General features: G+C 66.0%; 13 protein-coding genes. 9 read left to right on the top strand and 4 right to left on the bottom strand.

All coding sequences use genetic code 11. The features are described 5' to 3' along the window. Window positions 1-43: 43 nt before the first annotated feature. On the top strand, window positions 44-319 hold the full coding sequence (locus tag BMZ97_RS28920; RefSeq protein ID WP_092177986.1) for a PsiF family protein: 276 nt from the start codon (window positions 44-46) through the stop codon (window positions 317-319). 86 nt (window positions 320-405) lie between these two features. Next, window positions 406-768 (top strand): YidB family protein, encoded by a 363-nt coding sequence (locus tag BMZ97_RS28915; protein WP_092177984.1) that lies wholly within the window; start codon window positions 406-408, stop codon window positions 766-768. Between the two features lie 620 nt (window positions 769-1,388). On the opposite strand, the gene uvrA is transcribed toward BMZ97_RS28915, so the two are convergent. Further along, window positions 1,389-4,301 carry an excinuclease ABC subunit UvrA gene (gene uvrA, locus BMZ97_RS28910; protein WP_244546660.1) on the bottom strand — a complete coding sequence of 971 codons (2,913 nt, stop codon included), beginning with the start codon at window positions 4,299-4,301 and terminating at the stop codon, window positions 1,389-1,391. A gap of 426 nt (window positions 4,302-4,727) precedes the next feature. Here uvrA and BMZ97_RS28905 point away from each other — a divergent pair, with 426 nt between their 5' ends. Continuing rightward, window positions 4,728-6,080, top strand: coding sequence for a methyl-accepting chemotaxis protein (locus tag BMZ97_RS28905; RefSeq protein WP_092177980.1), 1,353 nt, complete (start codon window positions 4,728-4,730; stop codon window positions 6,078-6,080). A gap of 286 nt (window positions 6,081-6,366) precedes the next feature. Here the strand turns inward: BMZ97_RS28905 and BMZ97_RS28900 are convergent, their stop codons facing one another. Further along, the gene (locus BMZ97_RS28900; protein WP_092177978.1) at window positions 6,367-7,548 is read right to left on the bottom strand and encodes an MFS transporter; all 1,182 of its coding nucleotides are present in this window, start codon (window positions 7,546-7,548) and stop codon (window positions 6,367-6,369) included. Further along, on the bottom strand, window positions 7,545-8,135 hold the full coding sequence (locus tag BMZ97_RS28895; protein WP_280141796.1) for a GNAT family N-acetyltransferase: 591 nt from the start codon (window positions 8,133-8,135) through the stop codon (window positions 7,545-7,547). Before BMZ97_RS28895 ends, BMZ97_RS28900 begins: the two co-directional genes overlap by 4 nt. A gap of 212 nt (window positions 8,136-8,347) precedes the next feature. Here BMZ97_RS28895 and BMZ97_RS28890 point away from each other — a divergent pair, with 212 nt between their 5' ends. The 4 genes from BMZ97_RS28890 to BMZ97_RS28875 all read left to right on the top strand — a co-directional run bounded on the left by BMZ97_RS28890 (window position 8,348) and on the right by BMZ97_RS28875 (window position 12,805). Further along, window positions 8,348-9,283, top strand: coding sequence for a LysR family transcriptional regulator (locus tag BMZ97_RS28890; RefSeq protein WP_092177976.1), 936 nt, complete (start codon window positions 8,348-8,350; stop codon window positions 9,281-9,283). Between the two features lie 326 nt (window positions 9,284-9,609). Next, complete coding sequence (locus BMZ97_RS28885; RefSeq protein ID WP_244546658.1) at window positions 9,610-10,479, top strand: helix-turn-helix domain-containing protein; 870 nt, start codon at window positions 9,610-9,612, stop codon at window positions 10,477-10,479. 126 nt (window positions 10,480-10,605) lie between these two features. Further along, window positions 10,606-11,892 carry an MFS transporter gene (locus BMZ97_RS28880; protein ID WP_092177972.1) on the top strand — a complete coding sequence of 429 codons (1,287 nt, stop codon included), beginning with the start codon at window positions 10,606-10,608 and terminating at the stop codon, window positions 11,890-11,892. Continuing rightward, complete coding sequence (locus BMZ97_RS28875) at window positions 11,885-12,805, top strand: amidohydrolase family protein (RefSeq protein WP_092178016.1); 921 nt, start codon at window positions 11,885-11,887, stop codon at window positions 12,803-12,805. Before BMZ97_RS28880 ends, BMZ97_RS28875 begins: the two co-directional genes overlap by 8 nt. A gap of 387 nt (window positions 12,806-13,192) precedes the next feature. Here the strand turns inward: BMZ97_RS28875 and BMZ97_RS28870 are convergent, their stop codons facing one another. Continuing rightward, complete coding sequence (locus BMZ97_RS28870; RefSeq protein ID WP_092177970.1) at window positions 13,193-14,374, bottom strand: pyridoxal-phosphate-dependent aminotransferase family protein; 1,182 nt, start codon at window positions 14,372-14,374, stop codon at window positions 13,193-13,195. Between the two features lie 59 nt (window positions 14,375-14,433). On the opposite strand from BMZ97_RS28870, the gene BMZ97_RS28865 reads away from it, so the two are divergent. Together BMZ97_RS28865 and BMZ97_RS28860 are read left to right on the top strand one after the other, a co-directional pair. Beyond that, window positions 14,434-14,646 carry a hypothetical protein gene (locus BMZ97_RS28865; protein ID WP_092177968.1) on the top strand — a complete coding sequence of 71 codons (213 nt, stop codon included), beginning with the start codon at window positions 14,434-14,436 and terminating at the stop codon, window positions 14,644-14,646. Between the two features lie 251 nt (window positions 14,647-14,897). After that, window positions 14,898-18,176 carry an autotransporter outer membrane beta-barrel domain-containing protein gene (locus BMZ97_RS28860; protein ID WP_092177966.1) on the top strand — a complete coding sequence of 1,093 codons (3,279 nt, stop codon included), beginning with the start codon at window positions 14,898-14,900 and terminating at the stop codon, window positions 18,174-18,176. Window positions 18,177-18,215 lie beyond the last annotated feature (39 nt).

Raw genomic sequence — 18,215 nt, 5'->3', positions numbered from 1 at the left:
GGCATTCGCTGCTCGATATCGGGCCAGCCGAGCGAGGTTCATCATGAAATACGTCTCAATTCTCTCAGGTGCTGCCGGCCTGCTTTTGATGTCGATGTCGTTTGCCGGTGCGCAGACGACGCCCGCCACACCGGCGACGCCCGCCAAGCCGGCGGTGACCGCACCCGCCACCACCGCGGCCCCCGCTGCTGCCAAGCCTGCCGCCGCGGCTCCCGCGACGCGGACGGCGAAGTCCAAGGAATGCTCTGTACAGGCCGACCAGAAGGGTCTGCACGGCAAGGAGCGCAAGAAATTCCGCGACGCTTGCAAGAAAGCCTGAGTAAAATAGCCTGAGCCTGGCCCGCGCGCCATTTATCGGCGGCGGGCCTTTTTTTAGGTTTGCGAGACATAAAGGGGTGGGGCGAGATGAGTTTGTTTGATGGATTGAAAGGTGCGCTTGGTGGCCTGGTCGAACAGGCGGAGGCGCAACTGCTGCCCGAATTGCTATCGAAGGCCCTGGCTAGCACCAGCCTCGGCTCGGTGCAGGGGCTGCTCGACAAATTAAAGGCATCGGGGCTGGGCCCGCAGGTCGCGTCCTGGCTGGGCAGCGGCGCCAACCAGCCGGTGACGGCGGATCAGATCGAGGCGGCGCTCGGCGACAATGTCATCGGCAAGATCGCCTCGACCTTCAACCGCTCGCCCGACGAGGTGGCCGGCTTCCTCGCCGCGCATCTGCCGACGCTGATCAACGCGCTGAGCCCGAATGGGACCTTGCAGCCGCACGTTTGATCCTGAGAATCCGAAGCCCAGTTAGCGCGGGGAACCCTCTCCCGTAGGGAGAGGGCAGGGTGAGGGGTCGGCCGTTTGACGCTTTGGCCGCGACCTCACCGTTGCTCCGTCGTCATTGCGAGCGCAGCGAAGCAATCCAGGAGGGTTCGCTCTACGTCCCCTGGATTGCTTCGCTGCGCTCGCAATGACAGCAAGGACGTCACGCCACTGGTCCAGGGGTCGACACCTCACCCCTACCCCTCTCCTTACAGGAGAGGGGTTCCTCGCGGCTATTTCCAACGGTCGCAGGAGAGCTCCCCTGCGTTTCCGCTGCTTTTCTTCCCTTCTCCCCTGGCGGGAGAAGGTGGCGCGCAGCGCCGGATGAGGGGGCGCCGTGCCCTTTCCGGCTGGCGTCACAAGGCAAAACGGCAATCGTCGAGCGCCCCCTCATCCGTCTCGGCTGCGCCGATCCACCTTCTCCCGCGAGGGGAGAAGGGAAAGGGCGCGGAGGTTTGGGCGCCTCATCCGGTCCGAGATTCTCAGGCTTTGCGCAGAGCTTTTGTCCCCGCGCCGGCCAAAAGCCGAATCCGGCAGCATTTCGGGATGTTGCCTGAGGTCAGTTATTGCCGTCTTCCGCCACCTCACTCCGCCGCCTGCCTCGCACCCGCCCCCTTCTTGATCGGCCGCCGCGCCAACACTTCCTTGAGGAAGCGCGCGGTGTGGCCCTTGCCGATGCGTACCACATCCTCCGGCGTGCCCTGGGCCACGACCTCGCCGCCGCCATCGCCGCCTTCGGGGCCCATGTCGATGATCCAGTCGGCGGTCTTGATGACTTCGAGATTATGCTCGATCACCACCACGGAATTGCCCTGGTCGACCAGCTCGTGCAGCACCTCCATCAGCTTGGCGACATCGTGGAAGTGCAGGCCGGTGGTCGGCTCGTCCAGGATGTAGAGGGTGCGGCCGGTGGCGCGCTTGGAGAGCTCCTTGGAGAGTTTGACGCGCTGGGCTTCGCCGCCTGAGAGCGTGGTGGCCTGCTGGCCAACCTTGACGTAGTCGAGCCCGACGCGGTGCAGCGTCTCCATTTTCTCGCGGATCGAGGGCACGGCCTTGAACAGGATTTTGGCCTCCTCGACCGACATGTCGAGCACATCGGCGATCGACTTGTCGCGGTATTTCACCTCAAGCGTCTCGCGGTCGTAGCGCTTGCCCTTGCAGACGTCGCAGGTGACGTAGACATCGGGCAGGAAGTGCATCTCGATCTTGATGACGCCGTCGCCCTGGCAGGCCTCGCAGCGGCCGCCCTTGACGTTGAATGAGAACCGACCGGGCTGATAGCCGCGCGCCTTGGCCTCGGGCAGGCCGGCGAACCATTCGCGGATCGGCGTGAAGGCGCCGGTATAGGTCGCCGGGTTGGAGCGCGGCGTGCGGCCGATCGGCGACTGGTCGATGTCGATGACCTTGTCGAGCAGCTCGATGCCCTCGATGCGCTCATGCGGGGCAGGGTGGTCGATCGCGCCGTTGAGCTTGCGCGCCACTGCCTTGTAGAGCGTGTCGATGACGAGCGTCGACTTGCCGCCGCCGGAGACGCCGGTGATGCAGGTGAACAGCCCGAGCGGGATATCGACCGTGACATCCTTGAGGTTGTTGCCGCGCGCGCCGACGATTTTGAGCGAGCGGCCCTTGGTAGCCTTGCGGCGCTTGTCGGGCACCGCGACCGAGAGCTCGCCGGTGAGATAGCGGCCGGTGAGCGAATCCGGATTGTCGAGAATGTCCTGCGGCGTGCCCTTGGCGACGATCTCGCCGCCATGGATGCCGGCGCCGGGGCCGACATCGACGACATAATCGGCGGTCAGGATCGCGTCCTCGTCATGCTCGACGACGATGACGGTGTTGCCGAGGTCCCTGAGGCGACGCAGCGTGCCGAGTAGGCGCTCATTGTCGCGCTGATGCAGGCCGATCGAAGGCTCGTCCAGCACATAGAGCACGCCGGTGAGGCCCGACCCGATCTGCGAGGCGAGGCGGATGCGCTGGCTCTCGCCGCCCGAGAGCGTGCCGGAGCCGCGGGCGAGCGTCAGATATTCCAGCCCGACATCGAGCAGGAAGGTCAGGCGGTCGCGGATCTCCTTGAGGATGCGCGGGGCGATCTCGTTCTGCTTCTTCGACAGGCGCGAGGGCAGGGCGCTGACCCACTCCAGCGCGTCCTTGACCGAAAGCCGCGAGATCTCGCCGATATGGCGCATGTCGATCTTCACCGCCAGCGCTTCCGGCTTCAGGCGATAGCCGTTGCAGGCGGCGCAGGGCGTCTCGGACATGAAGCGGCCGATCTCCTCGCGGGCCCAGTCCGACTCCGTCTCCTTCCAGCGCCGCTCCATATTGGTGATCACGCCCTCGAAGGGCTTCTTCACCTCATAGGCGCGCAGGCCGTCATTATAGGCGAAGCGCACCGGCTCGGTGCCGGTGCCGAACAGGATCGAGGTCTTGGCCTTCTCCGGCAATTCGCTCCAGGGCTTCGTCATCGAGAAGCCGAAATGCTTGGCGAGTGCGTCGAGCGTCTGGCCGTAATAGGGCGAGGTCGACTTGGCCCAAGGCGCGATCGCGCCCTTTTTCAGCGAGAGCGCGTGATCGGGCACGATCATCTCGGGGTCGATGCGCATCTCATGGCCGAGGCCGTCGCAGGCCGGGCAGGCGCCGAAGGGGTTGTTGAAGGAGAACAGGCGCGGCTCGATCTCGGGGATGGTGAAGCCGGAGACCGGGCAGGCGAATTTCGAGGAGAAGGTGACGCGCCTGGCCTCGCCATTCTCGTCCTTCTCATCGGCATATTCGAAGACGGCGATGCCGTCGGCGAGCTCCAGCGCCTGCTCCAGCGAATCGGCGAGGCGGGCGCCGAGGTCGGGCCTGATCACGATGCGGTCGACCACGACGTCGATGTCGTGCTTGAACTTCTTGTCGAGCGCGGGCGCGTCGGGGATTTCGAAGAACTCGCCATTGACCTTGACGCGCTGGAAGCCGCGCTTCAGCCACTCGGCCATCTCCTTGCGGTACTCGCCCTTGCGGCCGCGCACCACCGGCGCGAGCAGATAGCCGCGCGTCTTCTCCGGCAGTTCGGTCAGGCGGTCGACCATCTGCTGCACGGTCTGGCTCTCGATCGGCAGGCCGGTCGCGGGCGAATAGGGAATACCGGCCCGCGCCCAGAGCAGGCGCATATAGTCGTGGATCTCGGTGACGGTGCCGACCGTCGAGCGGGGGTTCTTCGAGGTCGTCTTCTGCTCGATCGAGATCGCCGGCGAGAGCCCGTCGATCTGGTCGACATCGGGCTTCTGCATCATCTCGAGGAACTGGCGGGCATAGGCCGAGAGGCTCTCGACATAGCGGCGCTGGCCCTCGGCATAGATCGTGTCGAAGGCGAGCGACGACTTGCCCGAGCCCGACAGCCCGGTGAAGACGACGAGCTTGTCGCGCGGAATCGCGAGGTCGATATTCTTGAGATTATGCTCGCGCGCGCCGCGCACGGAAATCACGCGCGAATCGACCTTGCGGTTGGCGTCGAACATATCCTCGAGCGCGGCGGCCTGGTCGGCGAGAGTGGTCTTGCTGACCAGGGAAGACTTGCGGGCCATGGGGGCGTCCGGTTCGGGTAAGCGGTAGAGATAGGGCAAATGTCGGGCCATACGAGGCCCGGCTTCGCGCGCCGGGCATGATTAGCATGCAAGCCCATGTTCCGCAGCCGTTCTCCTGACAACAGCTGTCAGCAGACCTGATCGCTTGCTTCTGGCCGTGGCGTCGGCGCCGGTTTGGAGCCCCCCAGCGCCCAGCCTCTCAAGCCGGCGGTGACCGGAAGCGCAGCCTGAGCAGGGCCGCCGCGATCCGCATGAGGATGGCGATGGCGGTCGACTTTTCCGATCGGCGCCATCGGTAACGAGCCGTTAAGGAAATTGCCGCGTAGTCTCTGCCTCAGTATCCAACCGTCTGGCCGTCCTGTGACAGCCCTCGTCGAAATCGTCAGGCATGAGATCGGCAAACGTCTGCCGATGTTTGCGCTCGATAGCAAGACACGATCGCTCCTCCGGCGGCTGAAACCGGTTGTCGAGAAGAATATCGAGAGGCTGTGTTACCTTGATTACGCACGAGCTCTGGCCGTGCATGCCGACAAGGTGGCGGATATTTCGACCAGAATGGACGAAATGGTTGCCTGTGCTTCGAGCCATTTCAGCGTGTTGTTCGCTGCGAATTTCGACGAGGAATACGTCGCGTCAGTCGTCAGGTTCCGCAATATCGAGATTGAATCGTCGCTCGGCGCCCGGTCACGCCTGTCGATCGCGATGCGTCTGCTCGAGCCGATCGCGCTGGTGCTGGCCCGGGAAAACCGTTTCTCGCCGGCAGGAATGGCGCGCGACATGGAGATCGTCGGGCGGGTCTTCACGCTGGATATCAATACGACCATCGCCCTGGAGCAGCAGAAGCTCTCGGATGATGGCGCCGCGCGACAAATGCGCCTCGCCGAGGGCGCTGCCGATTTTCAGATGAAAATGCGCGAGCTGAATCAGGCCGTCTACGATTCATCCGACCGTTTTCTCAAAAGCGCCGATCGCGCCTCGCAGATGAGCGAGGCTGCGGCCCACGAAACCGCCGAGGTCAGCTCGGCGGCGCGCCGGACCCGGGAAAGCGCAGCCGTGACCGCCTCGGCGACGGAAGAGCTCTCGATGGCCGCCGCGGAGATCGGCAGCACGATGGAGCGCAACCGGGACATCGCCGTCCGTGGCGTCGCGGACGCGCTCAGGCTCTCCGCCAATGTCGAAAGCCTTGGCGCGGGTGCAAACCAGATCGGCTCCGTCGTCGGCCTGATCGCGGCCATCGCGGCGCAAACCAATCTCCTGGCGCTCAATGCCGCCATCGAGGCCGCGCGGGCGGGTTCGGCAGGCCGCGGCTTTGCCGTGATCGCCAGCGAAGTGAAGGCCCTGGCCGGCCAGACGGAATTGGCGACCAGGGATATCTCCGCACAGATCACCGCACTGCAGGCGATCGCAAACGGCTCCATCCTCGCGGTGAAATCGATCTCCGCGACAATTCGCGAGATGGAAACGGAGATGCGGTCGATCTCGGAACTGGCTTCAAAGCAGAGCGCTGCCACAGCGCTGATTTATGGCGATGCTGCGGAGGTCTCGACGATCGCGGAAGGAACCATGACGAGCGCCGGGATTGTCAAAAATGCGGTTGGCATCCTGCATGAGACGACCGGACAGGCGCGCGACCTGGCCAAGCAACTCAGGTCGACCTCTGCGGAGCTCGACAGCGATATCGGCGATTTCGTCGGCTGGCTGGCTGTCACCTAGCCTGCCGCTGCCGGAGCCTTGGATCGTTGGATGATGAAATGAACCCGAAGATTTCCATGGCTCTGTCTTTGCCGCCAACGCGCTGTCATTCCGGACGCAGCGAAGCGGAGATCAGGAATCCATCGGAGAGTTCGGTGGCCTCCGATGGATTCCGGATCTGCGCCGCTATCGCGGCTTGTCCGGAATGACGGCGCGGGTGATGGCGGGCAATCGGAGATCCTTGATATTGCTCGGTTGATTTCAGGCCAGCCTGTCAGGATGAGGGCTCAGGGCTCCAAAGAGCCTATCAAGCCGGCGGCGGCCGGAAGCGCTGCCTGAGCAGGGCGGCCGCGATCAGCATGAGGACGGCGACGGCGATCGACAGATAGAGTGCTCCCGTCTCGCCGAAATGCCTGATGACGGAGGCGTAGACGACGGGCGCGGTGGCGGAGAGGAAGAAGCTCGGTGCGAGCAGCCTGCCGACGAAGCTGCCATAGCTGCGGTGGTCGAAGAGCAGCAAGGGCAAGGTGCCACGCGTGATCGTCAGGATGCCGTTGCCGGCCCCGTAGCAGAAGGCGAAGGCGAAGGCCGCGCTGCCGGAGTGCCCGCTGGCGAGGCCGGCGACGAAGCAGAACGGCAGCAGCGCACAGGCCATGAGATTGAGGGTCAGCGGCTCGATCCGCCGGCCGAACAGGACTTCGCAGAGGCGCGCCAGCGACTGGCCGACGCCACGCAGCGTGGCGATCCAGACCGCGACCGAGGCCGCGAGACCCAGCCCGGCCAGGATGCCGATCATATGGGCGGACATGCCGGCATTGAGGAAATTGGCCAGCGTCGCGATCGCCGCATAAAGCGCGCCGGCGATCGCGATGTCGCGCGGGCTGGTGGCGAGGGGGCGCTGCTCGGTCGCGGCGCCGCGCGGAACGGGGTTTTGGTAGCGGCGGTTCGGGATCGCGAGATAGAGCGGTGCGGAGAGCAGCGCGATGCCGGCATAGACCAGGAGTGCGCCGCGCCAGCCGAAATGCGCGGCGAGCTCGGCGCCAACAGGCCAGAACAGGGTAGAGGCAAGCCCGCCGAGCAGCGTGATCTGTGCGATCGGGCCGCGCGCCTGTGGGCCGCCGATCCGCGCCAGCGCCGCGAAGGCGGCGTCATAGAGCGTCAGGCGCATCGCCAGGCCGAGGCAGATCCAGGCGGCGTAATAGGCCGGGATCGTCTCGGCGAGAGCGAGCCCTGCGCAGCCGGCGGCGTTGAGCAGCGCGCCCGCCGTCATCACGGGCAGGCCGCCATGACGGTCGACCAGGCGTCCGACGATGGGCGAGGTCAGGCCCATCACCAGCAGCGCGGCGGAAAAGCCGCCATAGACGACGGCGCCCGACCAGCCGAGATCATTGGCGATCAATTCGCCGAAGCTGCCGATCAGGTAATAGGAGATGCCCCAGGAGACGAGCTGCGACAGGCCAAGGCAAAGGGTGGTCCGGCGCGGGATCAAGAGCTGGGTTCTGAGCTGAAGCCGATCGCGGGAAGCGTGCTGTCGCCGGTGGCCAGGGGGCGCTGCATCAGGATGGTATCGACCCACTGGCCGAGCTTGAAGCCGACGGAGCGCAGGGTGCCAGCGGGCTCGAATCCGAAGCGCCGGTGCAGCGCGATCGAACCGGCATTGCCGCTATTGCCGATATTGGCGAGCATCTGCCGCCAGGGGCCGGCCTCGCAGCGGGCGATCAAGGCTGCGAGCAGCGCCGTGCCGATGCCGTGCCCGCTGAGTCCCTCAGTGACATAGACGGAATCCTCGATGGTGTGCCGATACGCCGCCCGGGGGCGATAGGCCGTGGCGTAGCAATAGCCGGCGACCTTGCCGTCGAGCTCGGCGACGAGATAGGGCAGGCCAAGCTCCAGCACGGCGGCGCGGCGCGCCAGCAATTCGTCGATGCCGGGGGGCGTTTCCTCGAAGCTCGCCAGCCCGTGCAGGACGTGATGGGCGTAAATCGCCTGCACGGCGGCCATGTCGGCCTCGGCCGCGTCCCGAACGAGGACCGACGGCCGGCTGGCCACGGCTTCATGCAATTCCAGATTTCTCACGGATTCTCCTCCGGCCGGGCGCGGCCGAACTTGTGGGGTAGGGGATGGCCTCAGGGGCTTGTCCGAGCGACCGGGTCACAGTGCCGGAGGGCATTCGATAAAAGAAGATTTTGCCAATTATGCAAAGCATGAGAAATTCTTTGGTAAGGGAGGCTCGGGGCCAAGGCGGCTTTTGGGCCAAGGAGGTTCTTGGACCAAGAAAGTTCTCGGGCATGCGCGATTTCAATCTCGACCAGCTTCAGACCTTCTGCGACGTCGTCGCGCTCGGTAGCTTCACTGCCGCCGCCGAAAAGCTGAATCTGAGCCAGCCGGGGGTGAGCCTGCAGATCCGCCAGCTCGAACGGCGCCTCGGCGTGGTGCTGATCGAACGCGTCGGAAGGCGGGCGCGGCCGACTGCGGCCGGCGTCGAATTGCTCGGCCATGCCGGCCAGATCGAGGCTGTGGTGTCGGCTGCGCTCGACGGCATGGCGCGGCATGCCACGGGCGCGATGGGACGGGTGCGGCTCGGTACTGGCGCGACCGCCTGCACCTTCCTGCTGCCGCCGATCCTGCGCGAATTGCGCCGGCGCTTTCCGACGCTCGAGATCACGGTCAGCACCGGCAACACCTCGGATATGGTCAAGGCGATCGATGAGAACCTGCTCGATCTCGGCCTGGTCTCGCTGCCGGTCTCCGGCCGCATCTTCGAGATCACGCCGGTCCTGGAGGATGAGTTCGTCGTGATCGCGCCACCCGAGATGCGCCTGCCCGCGCGCGTCACCGCGGCGGCGCTGTCGGGCCTGCCGGTGCTCCTCTACGAGCCCGGCGGCAATACCAGGCGGATCGCCGATGAATGGTTCGCGCGCGGCGGCGTGAGCCTGAAGCCGGTGATGTCGCTGGGCAGCGTCGAGGCGATCAAGGAGATGGTCGGCGCGGGGCTCGGCTGTGCCGTGCTGCCGGGCATGGCTGTGAGCAGGGACAAGAACCGGGACAGTTTTGTGGTGCACCCGCTCTCGCCGCGACTGCATCGCACGCTCGCGGTGGTGATCCGCCGCGACAAGCTCCTGCATCGCGGCCTCAGGGAGACGGTCAAGGCGCTGAAGGCGTTGTCGGAGGCGGGGCGGGTCGTCGAGGGGGACCTCGCAAGCGAGCAGCGGGAAACCTCCTGAGTCCTCATCCTGAGGAACCGGCCTGCAAGAATAGAGCGGCATCGGGGACTCCGATCGCTGGCCATCACCCGCACCGTCATTCCGGACAAGCCGCGTTAGCAGCGCCGATCCGGAATCCATCGTAGAGTTCTGTGGCCTCCGATGGATCCCGGGTTGGCTTCGCTGCGTCCGGAATGACGGCGCGTAGGTGATCAAGGCTCGGCGGTGGGATCTGCGCTCTTCGCAGCGCTCTCTTGCGGTTGCCGCGCTTGTATGCGGAAAGTCGCCGATCGTCTGAAACCGGTTTGTTTCCCATGAGGCTAGATCCAGTTCGGCACGCGGAGTTCGTGACCGGCCGCCGGCAGTCGGCACTCGTCGACCTGTGGTCGAAGACGGGGTTTGCCGCGGCGCTGAGCGACGTCACGGGCCCGCATCTCTATGATTATGGCGAGCTGCCCGTCGCGACCGTCGCGATCACTCTCTATGATGTGCGCCGTCATGTGCTGATCGAAGACGGCCGGGTCCGTCGCGACGGCCGCGTTGCGGCCGGGCGCTTCCGCATCGGGCAGCCGGGACGGAAGGTTTTCGTCGACGCCGTGCCCGATGTCCCATCCGGAAAGCTGCTGCTGCTTTATCTGGGCGATGCCCTGCTCCGGGATGTCGGGGCCGGCCAGGGCAGGTCGACGCCGATCGAATTGATGGACAAGGCCTGGGACGTCGACGACCCGTTCCTGTCGCAGGCTGCCCAGCGGCTGGTCGAGGCGAGCGACGCCGCCCATTCCGGCCAATCGCTGCTGGCCGAGCAGCTCGCCTATACGCTGGCGCTGCATCTGTCGGATCGCTACGCCGCTCCGAGCAGCGCATCAGGCGAGCAGCCCCGCGATCTCGACGCCAGCATGCGCGCGCGGATGGCGGATTTCGTCCGGGCCGATCCGGGGCGGGACATCACCCTCTCCGACATGGCGAAACTCTCAGGCCTCAGCCCTTCGGCCTTCATCCGCAGCTTCAAGCGCTCCACCGGCCAGACGCCGCATCGCTTCGTCGTCGAGCAACGGGTCGAGGCGGCCGGAGATCTTCTCTGTGATTCCGGGATGACGATCGCCGAGATCGCGCTCGCCGTCGGTTTCTCCTCGCAATCCCATCTCGGCACGGCGTTCCGGGCGATCACTGGCTTGAGCCCGGCGCGCTTTCGGCGCCTCAAACGCGGCGAAGAGTGATTTTCTGACAGAGGCGCCGGTTTCCGCGTGCCGCCCGCCGGTTTTCTGGCAGACATTCCCGTTGGCATCGCAACATCGTCCCGCCCTAGCGCTCGCCCGTCCGAAGGCGAGGCAAGGGAGGCAAGGATGTCGACGACACCAACAACGATCGTTCCGATCGAGGATACGAGCCTGACCGGCTTCTACAAGGACATGACCGTCCCGGAGAAGCGCACCTTCTGGGCCTGCGCCACCGGCTGGGCCCTCGATGGCATGGATTTCATGATCTACCCGCTGGTGATTGGCACGATCATCCAGCTCTGGAAGGTCGATGCCGGCACCGCTGGCCTCGCCGGCACAGTGACCTTGCTGGCCTCGGCGCTCGGCGGCTGGGGCGCGGGCTATCTCGCCGACAGGATCGGCCGGGTGCGGACGCTGCAACTGACGATCATCTGGTTCTCGGTCTTCTCGCTGCTTTGCGCCTTCGCGCAGAATTTCGACCAGCTCCTGATCTGCCGCGCCTTGCTCGGCCTGGGTTTTGGCGGCGAATGGGCGGCCGGCGCCGTGCTGATGGGCGAGACCATCCGGGCGCAATATCGCGGCCGCGCCGTGGGCTCCGTGCAATCGGGCTGGGCCGTCGGCTGGGGGCTTGCCGTGCTGGCACAGGCTGCCCTGTTCTCCTACCTGCCGCCCGAACAGGCCTGGCGCTGGATGTTTGCGATCGGTGCGCTGCCGGCGCTGCTGGTGCTCTATCTGCGCGCCTATGTGAAGGAGCCCGAGGTCGCAGCCGAAACGCGCGCCAAGGTCGCCGCCAAGGGTGAGAGCCCCTCCATTCTCGAAATCTTCCAGGGCCCGATCCTGAAGGTCACGGTCCTCGCCTCCCTCGTCTCGATGGGTTGCCAGGGCGGCTATTACGCCATCACCTTCTGGGTGCCGCGCTTCCTGACGACCGAGCGCAAGCTCTCGATCGTGAGCTCGACCGGCTATCTCGCGGCGCTGATCGTCGGCTCCTTCGCCGGTTATCTCGTCGGGGCCTGGTATGCCGACAGATTCGGCCGCAGGAACCTCTTCCTCGTCTTTTCGCTCGGCGCGATCGCGGTCGTCGCGGCCTATACGCAATTGCCGCTCTCGAACGAGGTGCTGTGGGTGCTCGGCTTCCCGCTCGGCTTCTTCGCCTCCGGTTACTTCTCCGGCATGGGCGCGTTCCTGACCGAGCTCTATCCCACAAGGCTGCGCGGCTCGGGCCAGGGCTTCTGCTATAATTTCGGACGCGGCATGGGCGCGCTCTTCCCCTTCCTCGTCGGCTATCTCTCGCAGACCACGACGCTCGCCAATGCGATCTGCATCTTTGCCGTCATCGCCTATGTGGTGTTCTTCGCGGCGGCCTACGCTTTGCCCGAAACCCGCGGCAAGGTACTCCATGCCGATGCGTGAGGCGGGCTCCCATCAGGATCGGGCTCCGGCATGTCCGGGCCCCGATCCTCGCCCTCACGGGCCGAGGCGCTATCGCGTGCCGCAAGGCGCAGTCGATACTCACGCCCATGTCATCGGCCTGCCGCCGGCCTATCCCTTCGTGGACAGCCGCAGCTACACGCCACCGGAGGCCACAGCGGAGCGCTATCTTGCCATGCTCGACGCCACCGGCATGAGCTATGGCGTGCTCGTCCAGGTCAGCGTGCATGGCACCGACAACCGCTTGACCGTCGAGACCCTGAAGGCCCATCGCGACAGGCTGCGCGGCATCGCCGTCATCCCGCTTGGCCTGCGCGACCGGGAGCTTGCGGAGCTGAAGGAGGCCGGCATCGTCGGCCTCAGGCTCAACATCCTTTATGGCGGCGGCATCGGCTTCGAGCAGCTCGACGCCTATGCGGCGCTGGCCCGGGAGATGGGCTGGCATCTGCAATTCCTGATCGACGCGCGCGATCTCGTCCCGCTCGCACCAAAGCTGGGGACGCTGCCGGTTCCCTTCGTGGTCGACCATTGGGGCCATTTCCCGGTCTCGCGCGGCCTCTGCGACGAGGGCTTCCAGACGCTGCTCTCGCTCCTGCGCGATGGCGGTTGGGTCAAGCTGTCGGGTGCCTATCGCAACAGCGTCGAGGGGCCGCCCTATGCGGACACCATTCCCTTCGCCCGGCTGCTGCATGAGGCGGCGCCCGAGCGCTGCGTCTGGGGTTCTGACTGGCCCCATGTCGCGCATTGGCAGGGGATGATGAATGTCGGCGAGCTGCTCGACCTCCTGGCCGAGTGGGTGCCGGACGAGGCGGCGCGCAAGCGCGTCTTCGTCGACAACGCGCACAGGCTCTATGGTTTTGAGGGCGTCGTTCCGGCCGGGGCTGTTGGGGGCTGAGCCGCCGGGACAAGGGCCTGGATCGGTTCAGCCCCAGCGCAGGCCGAACCGATTGGAGACTTCTGTTTGGAGCCTCTCGGACCGTCCTTTGAGACGCCGCTTCGCGGCTCCTCAGAGCTTGGCCCGAATGAGGCCAATGACTTTAAAGGCACTGCCTCAAACGCCCACGCATCGTCATCCTGGGCGACCGAAGGTCGTCCCGGGATCCATCGTAGGACTCCGGAGCCCTACGATGGATCCCGGATCTGCGCCGCTGCGCGGCTTGTCCGGGATGACGGTGCGGGTGATGGCAAGCGATCAGAAGCTCTTGATATCACTCGACTCATTTCAAGGAAGGCTCCTCAAGATGAGGGCTGGGGGGCCGAATGGGCTCTAAGAAACGCCCTTTCAGCGCACGCCTTCCGCCAGGAAGGCCACTGCCGCCGCGACGCCGCCGCTGCCATGGGGGATGCCCTTGGCCTGCAGCGTCATCTCGACGGCGCCGAGCGCGCCCAGCACCATCGGCGCGTTGACATGGCCCATATGGGCGATGCGGAAGGCTTTTCCGGTCAGGTCGCCGATGCCCAGACCCAGCGTCACGCCGCAGATGTCGCGGGCATGGTCGGTGATCGTCGCGGCCTCGACGCCTTGCGTCAGGATCGTCGTCACCGAGGGCGCGCGCTGCGAGGGCTCCGGGATGTTGAAGGCAAGCGCCTGGCCCTCGATCCATTTCGACACCGCGGCATGGGTCGCGCCGGCGAGCAGTTCATGGCGCTTCCAGACCGCCTCCAGCCCTTCGCCCAGGATCATGTCGAGCGCGGCGCGCTGGCCGAAGAGCAGGTGCTCCGGGGCCGTGCCGCAATGCTTCATATAGGCCAGCGTGTTCATGCGGGAGGACCAGTCCCAGTAGAGCGTTTTCATCGTGGCGGTCTGATGAGCCTGCATCGCCTTTTCATTGGCGGCGACGAAGGCGAGGCCGGGCGAGGACATCAGCCCCTTCTGCGAGGCCGACATCGCGACGTCGATGCCCCAGGCGTCCATCTCGAACGGCATGCAGCCGACCGAGGCGACGCCGTCGACCATGAACAAGGCCGGGTGGCCGGCGGCATCCAGCGCCCTGCGCACCGCGGGCACGTCGTTGACGACGCCTGAGGCGGTGTCGATCTGGACCATGAGCACGGCCTTGATCTCGTGCCTTGTGTCCTGCCGCAGACGCTCCTCGACTGCGGCGGGATCGACCGCGCGGCGCCAGGTGCCGGCGAGAACCTCGACCTCGGCGCCCATGAAACGCGCCATCTCGCCCCAGCCGACGGCGAAGCGCCCGCTCGCCAGCACCAGCACCTTGTCGCCGCGCGAGAGCACATTGGTCAGGGCCGCCTCCCAGCCGCCATGGCCGTTGGCGGTGTAGATGAAGGTTTCGCCGGTGGTGCGGAAGATCTGCTTGAGGTCGTCGAGCACTGACTCGGTGAGGTTGACGATCGTGGCCGAGCTGAGCTCCTCGGCCGGACGCATCATCGCCTGGAGAACCCGGTCGGGAATATTGGTCGGGCCTGGAGTCGCCAGGAAAGCCCGGCCGTTTGCGACGCTCATCTCGAAATCCCCAATTATCTTGCTCGGCTGTCCTGGCGCGCAGGGGCCGATGATTGGCGATGGCCTTAGAGCAGGATGCGAAAAAGGGGAAACCGGTTTTTTGCATCGATTTGCTCTCTTTTTTTGATGAGAGCCGGATTGCGCGCGGACGCAGCAGCGCAATTGGCCGCGTCATGCAGGGCTGGAATGCCGGGATGGCAGGGGCGCCGCTCTCATCAAAGAGCCAGGGCAGGATTGTCCCACTTTTTTGCATCCTGCTCGCGAGCCGGTGAGGATGCATGGAGGCAAGGGAACCGGCTGTTGCTGCGTGTTGCAAATGCAACAGTGGGTAACAATTGGCTAGCCGAAGATGAGCCCTCCCAGGGTCCGCGGCGGTTGGTGTCCGATTGTCATAAAACTCATGCCTGCGCCCGGTTTTGTGCCGGACTGACCTATCGGAATTTCCGATCAGGTTCGTCCCGAAGAGCCGCGCTGTTTGCTCGTCCGAAGAGCCGCTCTCTCAATTCGATCTGGAGCCTCTGCGATGAGTTCTGCCGCGATTTGTGCTGCCCGCGATGTGCGCGTTTTCTTCACGTCACGCCGCCGCATGCTGTTGCGCAGCACCGCGCTGGTCGCGGCCGCGCTCGCCATGTTCGAGGCGCCGGCGGCCACAGCCCAGACCTTCACGGTCACCACCGGAACGACCGACAACACCGCCAAGACGCTGAACGGGACGCAGACCGGAACCGTCGAGGCCGGCGGCACCTTGAGCATCTCGGGCTCGACCGTGGCGGTGACCTGGAACAACACCGCCAGCAATGTGATCCTGACCAATCGCGGCACCATCCAGCAGACCGGGACGGGGCGCGCGATCGACAGCTCGGGCGGCACCCTGACGCCGCGCAACTACACCTTCATCAACGAGGCGGGCGCGATCCTGCGCTCGACCCAGAACGACACCCTGCGCATCAACACGGCAGTGACCGGCAGCACCATCCTGATCGACAATGCCGGGCTGATCCAGGCGGGCGGAAGTGGTTATGCGGGGCAGGGGCAGGCGCTCGACCTGCGCGCGATCACCGCGACTTCGGGCAACAGCATCAGCGTCGTCAACCGCGCGACCGGCATCATCGAATCCTTGACCGATGACGCGGTCAGGCCGGGCCAGGCGACCTCGATCAGCAATTCCGGGATCATCCGCAGCTTCGGGGCCAACACCTCCGGCGGCGCCAGCGGCACGGCCGACGGCATCGATGCGGGCGGGCGCACCGGCATCGTGGTCACCAACACCAGCACCGGGCTGATCTCGGGCGCGCGCCACGGCATCACCGCCGACACCGACATCACTGTGGTCAACCTGGCCGGCGGCACGATCATCGGGCGCAACGGTTCCGGCGTCGGCTCGGACGGCACCGGCACGGTGACGAATTACGGCACCATCACGGGGGCCTATGCCGGGGTCGGCAACATCTTCAACTCGGATGGCACCGCTTCGGTGAACGGCGATGGCGACGGCGTCGATATCGATCTGATCGGCACGGTCCGCAATTTCGGCATCATCCAGGGCACCGGCGCCGGTGGCGTCGATTCCGGCGGCCGCACCAACGGTTCCGAAGGCATCGCCATGGGCGGGGGCCTGATCGAGAACGCCTATGGCGCGCTGATCTCCGGCGCCGTCAGGGGCATCCTCATCGATGACGGCGCCAATGGCTCGGCCTATGGCGCGATCACGATCAACAATGCCGGCACGATCCAGGGCCTTGCCGGCTCGGGCGTGACGATCGTCGGCAATTTCGCCAATTCGGTCACCAATTCCGGCCTAATCTCGGGGACGGGTTCGGAGCCGGCGCTGTTCTTCAATGGCAATGGCAACAACACCGTCGTCAATACCGGCACGATCTCGGCGAGCGGCACGGGCCCCGCCATCCAGTTCGGCGACGGCAATAACAGCCTGACCAGCTCGGGCAAGATCACGGCTGCTAGCGCGGCCGGCACGGCGGTGCTGTTCGGCAACGGCAACAACAGCGTCACCATCCAGGGCGGCAGCATCACCGGCAATCTGACAGCCGGCAGCGGCAGCAACACGCTGACCTTCGCGTTGGGCCAGGGCAGCAGCTTCACCATCAACGGCAATATCAGCGGGTTCGCGACGACGGCGATCCAGTCGGGCGAGGTGCATGTCAACGGCATGATCAGCGGCTCATCGGGCCTCAGCGTCGGCGCGGGGGGCATTCTCGGCGGCAACTCCACCTTGCCGAGCGTCACCATCGCCAGCGGCGGCACGATCTCGCCCGGCAACTCCATCGGCACCATCACGATCAACGGCAACCTGACGCTGAGCGCGGGATCGACCACCGTGATGGAAATCCAGGGCACGGCGGCTGACCGCATCAACGTCAGCGGCACCGCGGCGCTTGCCGGCACGCTGCGGCTCGTGCCGCTGGCCGGGCCCTATGCCTTCAGGACGAACTATACACTGATCTCGGCGCAGGGCGGCCGCTCCGGCAGCTTCGCCAGCGTGGACACGCAAGGCTCGTTTGGTCCCGCGATCCGGACGAATGTGAGCTATACCGGCACGGATGTGCTGCTGAGCCTCGATCCTAACGCCATTCTCTCGGTGGTCGGGGCTACACCGCTCAGCCGCAACGCGCTCGGCGTCGCCTCGGCCTTCGACCGGGCCGTTGCCGGTGGGGCGGACCCGTCGGCCTATTTCAATCTCTACAACACCCAGGTCGGCGCCCTTCCGGCGGCGCTGAATTCGCTCTCGGGCGAGGTCCACACCAGCGCCAACACCATGGCGGTCCAGGCGTCCGGCCAGTTTCTGGGCATGATGCTCGACCCCTTCGCCAATGGCCGCGACGGAACGCTGGTCTCGGCCGCCGAGGCTGGCCTCGGCGCGGCGGCCTTCTCCGCCAGCCGCAGTGCGGTCGAGCTGCCGAGCGGCAAGGGGCCGCGGCCTGCCCTGCGCGAGGCGCCCAGGACCTATCGCGTCTGGGGCGCTGTGGCCGGCGGCTCGGCCCGTCTCGACGGCGATGCCGTCGCGGGCGCGGCCCGCAACAAGACCTCCGATGGGCAGGTTGCTGTTGGCGTCGATGTCGCCATCCTGCCGGGAACGATCGCCGGCATCGCCGTCTCGGGGGGCCAGTCGGATGCGACGCTCGGCAACGGCATGGGTTCGGCGACGGCCGATGTCTATCAGGCCGGCCTCTACGGCATGACCCGGTTCGGGGCGTTCAGCTTCAATGCGTCAGGCGCCTATTCGTCCCTGCAGGTCGAGACCAGGCGGGCGGTGCCGGTGCTCGGCGTCAACTCGGTCAAGGGCTCGTACCGGGCGGAAGGCTGGAGCGGGCGCCTGGAAGGGGCCCGGGCGGCGGCGAGCTTCGCCGGCGTCACCCTGTCGCCTACCGCTGCGATCCAGGCGCAGAGCGTCAGGACGCCGGGCTTCACCGAGACGAACGGCTTCACCGGCGCGGCCTTCGGCGTGAGCTCGCTCGGGCGCACCAACAACACCGTGCGCAGCGAATTGGGCGCGAAGCTCGACCTCGATACCGTGCTGGCCGGGGCGCAGGTCAATCTCTACGCCAAGGCGGCCTGGGCGCATTACTATGTGCGCGATGCGGGCTTCTCCGCGAGCCTTGTCGGCCTGAGCGGCGCGAGTTTCGTCACCGAGGGGGCAAAGCCCGCGCGCGACGCGGCGCTGCTCAGTGTCGGTGCGGATGTGAAGCTCAGCTCGCAGATGAGCCTGGGCGCACGCCTCGACAGCGAAGTGTCGTCCAGCGCGCGCAGCTATGCCGGCTCGCTCAGGCTGCGCTACGCCTTCTGAGGTTGTGGACTGCGGCCGGACCGGTCATGCGACCGGCCC

It is taken from the genome of Allobosea sp. OK403, assembly GCF_900113835.1.
Classification (GTDB): domain Bacteria; phylum Pseudomonadota; class Alphaproteobacteria; order Rhizobiales; family Beijerinckiaceae; genus Allobosea.
This window is presented reverse-complemented; position numbering and strand designations above follow the sequence as displayed.